General features: G+C 42.3%; 9 protein-coding genes and 2 tRNA genes. 10 read left to right on the top strand and 1 reads right to left on the bottom strand.

The window, feature by feature from the left end; all coding sequences use genetic code 11:
- The first annotated feature begins 158 nt into the window (after positions 1-158).
- Positions 159-416: a type II toxin-antitoxin system HigB family toxin gene (locus PN499_RS05255; protein ID WP_272030637.1), complete on the top strand. Its 258-nt coding sequence runs from the start codon at positions 159-161 to the stop codon at positions 414-416.
- Entirely contained in the window at positions 400-789 is a 390-nt protein-coding gene (locus PN499_RS05250) for a helix-turn-helix domain-containing protein (RefSeq protein WP_272030636.1), read from the top strand. Before PN499_RS05255 ends, PN499_RS05250 begins: the two co-directional genes overlap by 17 nt.
- 248 nt (positions 790-1,037) lie before the next feature.
- Here PN499_RS05250 and rimO read toward each other — a convergent pair whose 3' ends face one another.
- Positions 1,038-2,357: a 30S ribosomal protein S12 methylthiotransferase RimO gene (rimO, locus tag PN499_RS05245; RefSeq protein ID WP_272030633.1), complete on the bottom strand. Its 1,320-nt coding sequence runs from the start codon at positions 2,355-2,357 to the stop codon at positions 1,038-1,040.
- A 128-nt stretch (positions 2,358-2,485) separates the two neighbouring features.
- Between rimO and PN499_RS05240 the strand changes: the two genes are divergently transcribed.
- The 8 genes from PN499_RS05240 (at position 2,486) to PN499_RS05205 (ending at position 8,360) form a co-directional block, all read left to right on the top strand.
- The gene (locus PN499_RS05240; protein WP_272030638.1) at positions 2,486-3,376 is read left to right on the top strand and encodes a DUF4351 domain-containing protein; all 891 of its coding nucleotides are present in this window, start codon (positions 2,486-2,488) and stop codon (positions 3,374-3,376) included.
- Positions 3,377-3,424: 48 nt separating this feature from the next.
- On the top strand, positions 3,425-3,679 hold the full coding sequence (locus PN499_RS05235; RefSeq protein WP_272030632.1) for a DUF4351 domain-containing protein: 255 nt from the start codon (positions 3,425-3,427) through the stop codon (positions 3,677-3,679).
- 193 nt (positions 3,680-3,872) lie between these two features.
- On the top strand, positions 3,873-4,013 hold the full coding sequence (locus PN499_RS05230) for a hypothetical protein (RefSeq protein WP_007356563.1): 141 nt from the start codon (positions 3,873-3,875) through the stop codon (positions 4,011-4,013).
- 138 nt (positions 4,014-4,151) lie between these two features.
- Positions 4,152-5,978 (top strand): ABC transporter ATP-binding protein, encoded by a 1,827-nt coding sequence (locus tag PN499_RS05225; RefSeq protein WP_272030631.1) that lies wholly within the window; start codon positions 4,152-4,154, stop codon positions 5,976-5,978.
- 211 nt (positions 5,979-6,189) lie between these two features.
- Positions 6,190-6,274, top strand: a tRNA-Tyr gene (locus PN499_RS05220).
- A 65-nt stretch (positions 6,275-6,339) separates the two neighbouring features.
- Positions 6,340-6,411: transfer RNA gene (locus PN499_RS05215), tRNA-Thr, on the top strand.
- Positions 6,412-6,769: 358 nt separating this feature from the next.
- On the top strand, positions 6,770-7,972 hold the full coding sequence (locus PN499_RS05210; protein ID WP_272030630.1) for a Coenzyme F420 hydrogenase/dehydrogenase, beta subunit C-terminal domain: 1,203 nt from the start codon (positions 6,770-6,772) through the stop codon (positions 7,970-7,972).
- A gap of 250 nt (positions 7,973-8,222) precedes the next feature.
- Complete coding sequence (locus PN499_RS05205) at positions 8,223-8,360, top strand: hypothetical protein (RefSeq protein ID WP_334311658.1); 138 nt, start codon at positions 8,223-8,225, stop codon at positions 8,358-8,360.
- The last annotated feature ends 161 nt before the right edge of the window (positions 8,361-8,521 follow it).

Below are 8,521 nucleotides of genomic sequence, written 5' to 3'. Positions count from 1 at the left end.
GGGCTGGGGGGAGCAGGGGGGTGGGGGAGAGATGTCTAACTTTAGGTTACACCTCTAGTCCGGTAGTCCAGAGAGGGTCAAACCCTTGGATCGCAGCTTAAGTTTTCTCAAATGGAGCAAGTGCGATCGCATTGGCTGAGCATGACCTAACGTAGACATTGCTTGCTTATTGTCGGGAAGTCTTAGATAACTGGTTTAAAATTGCTACCAAAGCCAAATGGTCAAATTTAGTTGAGGTGCAATCTGTTTTTCCTAAAGCCGAAGCGGTGGGAAATTTTACAGTTTTTAATATCAAAGGTAATAATTATAGATTAATAGTTAGTATTGACTATGCAGGTCAATTGATTTATATCAAATACATTCTTACTCATGCTGAGTATGATAAGGAGAACTGGAAAAATGACCCTTACTTTTAATCCAGATAAATATAAAGAGTTATTGTCTCAGTATCAGCCGAAGATAATTAGAACTGAAGCTGAAAATGAAAAGGCTTTAGCTATTGTGGAAGAGTTGATGCACCGCCAAGATCGCACTCCAGAAGAAGATGAATTATATGAATTATTGATTGCATTGATTGAAAAATTTGAGCAAGAATACTATACACCTGGAGTTACAGCTACGCCTCATTCATTGTTACTATTTTTGATGGAACAGCGTTCGCTAAAACCTGCGGATTTGGTGGGAATTATTGGCTGTGAAGCAGGAGTGTATGAATTGGTGAATGGTCAGCGAGATATCAGCAAAGAGCAGGCATTGATTCTGGGTAGTTTTTTTTCATTTAGAGCCTAGTTTGTTTACTAATTAATAACTTTTTAACGGCAAATGTACGCAGATACCCTATTACAATCTTTAAATCTGATAAGCGACCACTTAACGTCAAACTCTTAGTCCGACAGGGGTTAAAACCCCTGTCTCAAAGATCAAGTCCTCTGAAGAGGACTAATCAGTTTTTCAGTCCTCTTCAGAGGACTTAAGATATTAGGCAGGGGTTTTAACCCCTGGCGGCTTTAAGCCATTACTAGGGGTAGTTCCCTCTCTCAAACAGTAGCAACACTACCATAAAGGTCATAAACATCAGCATCAGTAATGTTTACGCGCACCATAGACCCCAAAGAAGCCTCCCCCTCAACATATACTAAACCATCGACATCAGGGGAAAAACGAGCCGATCGCCCAATTAACTCTCCTGTCTCTGGATTTTCCTGTTCCAGCAACACATCCACAACCTTACCTACCGACTTTTGATTATTCTTCAGCGAAATCGGTTGCTGGGCCGCCATCACCGCCTCTCGCCGCGCTTCCATTACCTCTTGCGGCAATTGATTGGGTAAATCGTGGGCGGGTGTTCCCTCTTCTGGGGAAAATGTGAATACTCCCACGTGATCGAATTCGTGACGCTTGACAAATTCTAATAAATGTGCTGCGTGTTCGTCGGTTTCCCCAGGGAAGCCGACGATAAAAGTTGTCCGCAAGACAGCATCAGGCAGAGAGGCTTTAATCCGCTCGATAATGCTATCATTTACTCCTGCTTGAAATGGTCGATTCATGGCCCGCAAAATTTCCGGGTGGGAGTGTTGTAAGGGTAAATCCAAGTAAGGCAAAATATTGGGCGTTTCCTGAATTGCTGCCATTACTTTCGGCGTTAAACCGGTAGGATAGGCGTAGTGCATCCGAATCCAAGGTAAATCTACTTTACCTAATGCGCGTAGCAGTTCAGCTAATTTGGGTTCGCCGTAGATGTCTTTGCCATAATTGGTAGTAATTTGGGAAATTAAGATAATTTCTTTTACGCCTTCAGCAGCTAATTGTTCGGCTTCGGCGACAATGGATTCAATCGTGCGCGATCGCTGATTTCCCCGCAAATGAGGGATAATACAAAATGCACAACGATAATCGCATCCTTCGGCAATTCGCAAGTAAGCGACAGCTTCCGGTGTAGTGCGGTAGCGAGGTGTGTTTTCATCGGCGATGTAGGTAGGTTCAGCGGAAACTAAGGTAACGCGATCGCCTTTTTCCACTTGTTCAATTACACCAACAATTTGATGATAATCCCCAGTGCCAACCAATGCCACTGCTTCTGGCAATTCATTGAGTAAATCTTGTTGAAAATGCTGGGCCATACAGCCAGCAATCACAATTTTTTTATTAGCTTGAGCTAATTCTACCAAAGTGCGGACGGATTCTTCCCGCGCTGCTTGGATAAAACTGCAAGTATTAACAATAACGTAATCGGCTAACTCTTCATTGGCATCAACTTGATAGCCTGCTTGTGCCAACAAGCCAATCATGTGCTCGGTGTCTATGCGATTTTTTTCACAACCGAGGTGAGTAAATGCGATCGTTGGCTTAGTTGCCATATAGGATTTATCTTTAGGAGATTTCTACAAACGTTTTAGTATAGCACACAAGTTGACAATTGACAATAAATGAGGGAAGATTACCTGAAAAATCTATATTAAGTGCAAAACTTTTTAAGCGATCGCCTGTGACTTACGATAACATTTGTAAATATCTTGCTGAAGAGTATCCGGTTTCATTTGTCCGCTGGCTACTCCCAACTAACACAGAGGAAATTCAGGTACTCAAAACTGAACTCAGCCTCGAACCTATTAGAGCAGACTCGGTGACATTCTTGCAAGTAGCAAACCAAATTCTCCACCTAGAATTTCAAACTGAGCCTGCTTCTGAGCCACCAATGCCGCTCAGAATGTTAGACTATTGGGTGAGGCTGCATCGTCAATATCGGTGTGACATCGAACAAGTCGTGATTTTTTTAACGCGCACGAGTTCCCAAACTGCCTTTACTAATCAGTTTACGGCTCGTAATACTCAGCACCGCTACCGAGTCATCCGAATGTGGGAACAAAACCCCGCCCCTTTACTGGCAAATCCTGAACTTTTACCGTTAGCTGTGTTAGCGCGATCGGATAATCCCAATACTTTGCTACAACAAGTAGCAGAACAAGTTGCTAGCATTGAAGCACCGGATGAGCGGCAGAATCTTTCAGCTTGTATAGAGATTTTAGCAGGTCTACGGTTTAATACAACATTGATTCGCCAACTATTCAGAGAGGAGATTATGCGTGAATCTGTAATTTATCAAGAAATCATCCAGCGAGGAGAGCAACAAGGATTGCAACAAGGACTACAACAAGGATTGCAACAAGGATTGCAACAAGGACTACAACAAGGACTAGGACAGGAAGCGTTAGCATATACGATGCGTCTGCTAAATCGTCGTGTTGGGGAGATTAATGCTCAGCTACAAGCAAGAATTCGTGGGTTATCTGTTGTGCAATTGGAAAATTTGGGTGAGGCATTATTAGATTTTTCTGATGTTAGTGATTTAGTTGATTGGCTAGATACTAATCATTAAGAATAACCAAGTTTTTCAGTTGTTTGCTAATGATTCAGAGAAGCAAGTATGCGTGAGTCTGTAATTTATCAAGAAATCATCCAGCGAGGAGAGCAACAAGGCCTCCAACAAGGACTAGGACAGGAAGCGTTAGCATATACTATGCGCCTGCTAAATCGTCGTGTTGGGGAGATTGATACTCAGCTACAAGCAAGAATTCGTCTGTTATCTGTTGTGCAATTGGAAAATCTGGGTGAGGCATTATTAGATTTTTCTGATGTTAGTGATTTAGTTGCTTGGTTGGATGCTCATCAGCAAACATAACTAATTTTGTGAATATATTGTAGGGTAGGCAAAGCCGACAATCATTTACAACTATTCAATCTCAGCTTGTTGAACCTTTGTCCACCCTATGTTTAATAAAATCTTAATTATTATTTTACAAATATACTCCAAGTTAGATGTTAGAAAATAGAGTGTTTGCTACAATCAGCGTAAGAATTAGGACTACTGTACTATGTCTGACTTAAATCGCGGAATCATGAAGTTTAAGGGAGCCGATAGCCCAACGGCGATCGCAGTCTCAGCGATCGCGATTCTGGGTGGTATCAGTTTCCTGATCTGGTGGGCACTACAATCAGCCTACGCTTTAAGCTAATCACCCAGTCGGGTGAGTCATCTGGATGAAGTTGGACGCTCCCAGCGGTAATACTCTTGTAATATAGTTGTAGTAAAGACGCGCAATGGTGCGTCTTTACTTTTGATGGCCCGATGGGCCGTATTACAAGTAAAACCTATGGCAACCTTTTGGGACATCCTCAAATATTACGAGGGCTATTGGAAAACTTCTGTCCTCAGTATAGGAGCATCCAGCGCCTTTGAACTAATCGATCTGATTGTTCCCTACGCAATTGGTCAAACTTTAAACGTTTTGTCAGGTAAACCGCCAGATGCGATCGCGCAAAATTTAATAAATGCGATCGCCTCCGCCACTCAACAACCCGTCAATCAGACATTATCCCTATCAGTATTGCTGGGCTTAATTTTCCTAGTCACCGTCTGTAAAGCCCCTGTACAGACTTGGCTTGGCCCCTGGTTTCACTGGGTAATTGCCTTAAAAGCGCGTCGCGATCGCACGCAAGGCGCGATCGCCAAAATCCTCACCGTACCACTAGAATTTTACGACGAAAACAACCCCGGACGCATTGCCAGCCGCATCGCCAAAGGACTAGCAAACCATACCTGGACATACCCAGAAATTGCCGGTCAACTAATACCCGAAGTCGTGCGATTACTCGGCATATTTACAGTGATTTGGCTAATTGAATGGCGAATTGGCTTATTAATTCTGGTTTCTTTCCTATTTATCCTCAGTTTCACTCTCACAAGTCTTAAAACCCTGACCGATAGAGAAGAAATTCTCGATAAATATAGCGAAGATACCGAAAGTCGCAATTCAGAAATTATCACTAATATCAAAACTGTCAAAGCTTTTGCCACCGAAAAAAGCGAACTAGAACGACAAACAACACGGCTTAACCGCGAGTTAAAAGTTGTAATTAACCGTATCCATCGAGGATATGTGAACTTGGGAGTATATCAGAGAACAATTACTCAGTTTTGCCTGTTCTCAGTTCTAGGTTTTAGCCTAGCAGCAACGGCTGGCGGTCAGATTTCTCTGGGATACTTCGTTACGACTTATACATTGGCAAGTATGGCTTATTCACAAATAACTCCGATCAGTAATCTTGCTGAAGTATTTGCTCGCCGTTATGCTTCAATGATGAGGTTTCACGAGTTTATGCAATTGCCAGATGGCGCTGATGGGGTAAATTTGGAACAGGAATTTACAGCCGAGTTAATACGTCCATCGTACAAATTTACTGGCAAGGTTGAGTTTTCTCATCTTACTTTTGGGTATGACCCCGAAAAACCGGTGTTACAGGATATCGATTTGTTAATTCATCCCAGTCAAACTGTGGCATTAGTAGGTAAATCGGGTTCCGGTAAGTCTACTTTGGTGAAGCTACTATTTCGGTATTTTGAACCGAAAGCAGGCCGCATTCTCATCGATGGCGACGACATTCGCACGTTAGATGTGACTGCTTACCGCCAGCGTTTGGCGATCGTTCATCAAGAAGTTGATGTTTTCAATGGTACTTTGTTGGATAACTTGATTTATGGCAATCGGAAAGCTACTTTTGAACAAGTTGAGGATGCTTGTCGGATTGCGAAAGTAGATGAGTTTATCCATCAATTGCCCCAAGGTTATCATACATTTGTCGGCGAACGCGGTGTGCGGTTGTCAGGTGGTCAGCGACAGCGGTTGGGAATTGCGAGGGCGCTATTGGTCGATCCAGATGTGCTAATCTTTGACGAAGCTACTTCTAGTCTGGATTACGAATCAGAGCGATCGATTCAGCTAGCAATGAAAAATATTTTGGGGACGCGGACAACGATTATTATTGCCCATCGGCTGAGTACGATTCGCGAGGCGGATCGAATTGTGGTTCTTGACCAAGGCCAGATTGTGGAAGTTGGTACTCATGAGGAGTTGTTAAGCCAAGGGGGGATTTACCGGCGATTACACTCGCTACAAGAAACAGGCGAACTAATTGCTTAGGTTTTTATCCCTGGGTTTGGAGGTTATGTGTCTACAGGAGTATTAGGATGCAGTTGAGCTAGAGTGCTATTCAGTAAGGATAGCACTTCTGCCTGTTGAGTCTGGGGAAAATCGAGTTATGTGAAGTTTTGTTAATTTTCCCAAAAATCTCGTTTACCCCCTTGCACAAGTAGAGGGAGTGCTGCTACTATTAATGATTGTGGGTGCAAATGGGTCGGTGCCCGAGCGGTTAATGGGGGCGGACTGTAAATCCGCTGGCTACGCCTACGCTAGTTCAAATCTAGCCCGGCCCACCACAAATAAATTAAAAATTAAAAATTAAAGATTAAAGATTTAAACTTTTTAACTTTTAATTTTATCTGCCCTTGTAGCTCAGTGGTAGAGCACACCCTTGGTAAGGGTGAGGTCATGAGTTCAATCCTCATCAAGGGCTTTAGTTAGATGAATGAGTTACGGCTTGCTGTTGTCGAACGTTAAATTATTTGTCCGCGTTAACAGATTATTATCTTACTTTACCAAATTACAGTCCTTAAAAGCAGATACGCTTACAAAAGTGTGAAAGATATATTTTGGCAGGCCTCTGCTTTACCGTCAAACTAACGAATTGTTTGTCACGAATAGATATTCCGGGTGTAATTGCTAACTTATCACTCCTATCTTTTTTTAACACAAGTTGGTCAAATATCAGCTCTGTCTGGTTTGGTGGTGGGGGTTGTCACCTCGACAGTCAAACTATACCTCCTACCTGATACCTTAATAAAAGCCACATCTCCATAAAATCAGCAATTTAAATGACTGCAATCGAATCTAACCAACACAAAAAAGCCAAGGCCCTCAAACCAAACAGCCGCCGTCCCGCTAAAGAACTGTGTAGCGAATGCGGGCTGTGCGATACATATTATATCCATTATGTCAAGGAAGCTTGTGCCTTCCTAACTCAGCATATCGCGGAACTGGAAGCAGAAATACACGGGCGATCGCGCAATCTCGACAACCCCGATGACTGGTATTTCGGCGTTAATCAAACCATGATGGCTGCCCGTAAAAAAGAGCCAATTGAGGGGGCACAATGGACGGGGATTGTTAGTACAATTGCCATAGAAATGCTGAATCGCGGCATAGTTGAAGGCGTAGTTTGCGTCCAAAATACTAAAGAAGATCGCTTTCAACCGATGCCAATTATTGCTACAACCCCAGAGGAAATACTAGCCGCTAAAGTCAATAAGCCAACGCTTTCTCCCAACCTTTCAGTATTGGAACAAATCGAAAAATCAGGGATGAAACGGCTGTTAGTGATTGGCGTTGGCTGTCAAATTCAAGCTTTGCGAACTGTTGAGAAAAAACTAGGTTTAGAAAAGCTCTATGTTTTGGGTACTCCCTGTGTTGATAATGTCAGTCGTGATGGTTTGCAGAAATTCTTAGAAACTACTAGCCGTTCTCATGAAACAGTGGTGTCTTATGAGTTTATGCAGGATTTTAACGTTCATTTTAAGCATGAAGATGGAACTACTGAAAAAGTACCATTTTTTGGGCTGAATACTAAGGAACTTAAAGACGTTTTTGCCCCATCTTGCCTGAGCTGTTTTGATTATGTTAATAGTTTAGCAGACTTAGTTGTAGGCTATATGGGCGCACCTTTTGGCTGGCAATGGATTGTGGTAAGAAATGATACGGGACAAGAGATGTTAGACTTAGTAATGGAGCAGTTAAATACTCAACCTGTGATGTCTCAAGGTAATAGGATGCCCGCTGTTCAGCAAAGTATTCCTGCCTATGAAAAAGGAGTAACTTTGCCAATGTGGGCGGCAAAATTAATGGGAGTATTTATTGAGAGAATTGGGCCTAAAGGTTTGGAATACGCGCGATTTTCCATTGATTCTCATTTCACTCGCAATTATCTCTATGTTAAGCGGAATCACCCGGAGAAATTGGAGGCTCATGTACCAGAATATGCTAAGCGAATTGTCGGACAATATAAGTTGCCAGAATCTTAGTAATAGTTGGCGGTTGAAACCGCGACTACACAAACAAAGTCCGCCTACGCGGACTAAAGAGTAAAGGGATTATTTAAAAAGAATGGGATCGACAAGAAAAATTAAATTAGGGGATCGTACTGCATTAATGGTTCTTCAGGACATATTATGCTAAATTATTAGCATTAACTTAGCTAAAACCTTGCCCAGTAATGATTATGGCTAGAATTCTCAATGATTTTATGGCTCTATTGACTGAAATATAGGTATTATGGCTTTTCGGCTATTCAAACTGATCTATCATACTTCTGAGGATACGCCTGATAAAGTTGATTGGGAAAAAACGGCGAAGGTGATAGCTGGATTGGAAAAAGTTGTGGCTGATTTGGTGGGAGTTGAGATTAATTAGGTATTGATATCGTTTCCGAGTAAGTAGGTGTACCTAATTAAGCGTAAAATAGAAAAATCGTTAAATAAGGAGGCGATCGCTATATGCCAGCCCGATTAAGAATCAGTCTTACCGAGTTAGAAGCCCAAAAGCTGCGCGAGTTAAGCTTAAATCCTCAAGTT

The sequence above is a fragment of the Kamptonema animale CS-326 genome, assembly GCF_028330895.1.
Lineage (GTDB): Bacteria > Cyanobacteriota > Cyanobacteriia > Cyanobacteriales > Microcoleaceae > Kamptonema > Kamptonema formosum.
Note: the sequence above shows the minus strand (reverse complement) of the source record. Positions and strands in the feature narration are given on the sequence as shown.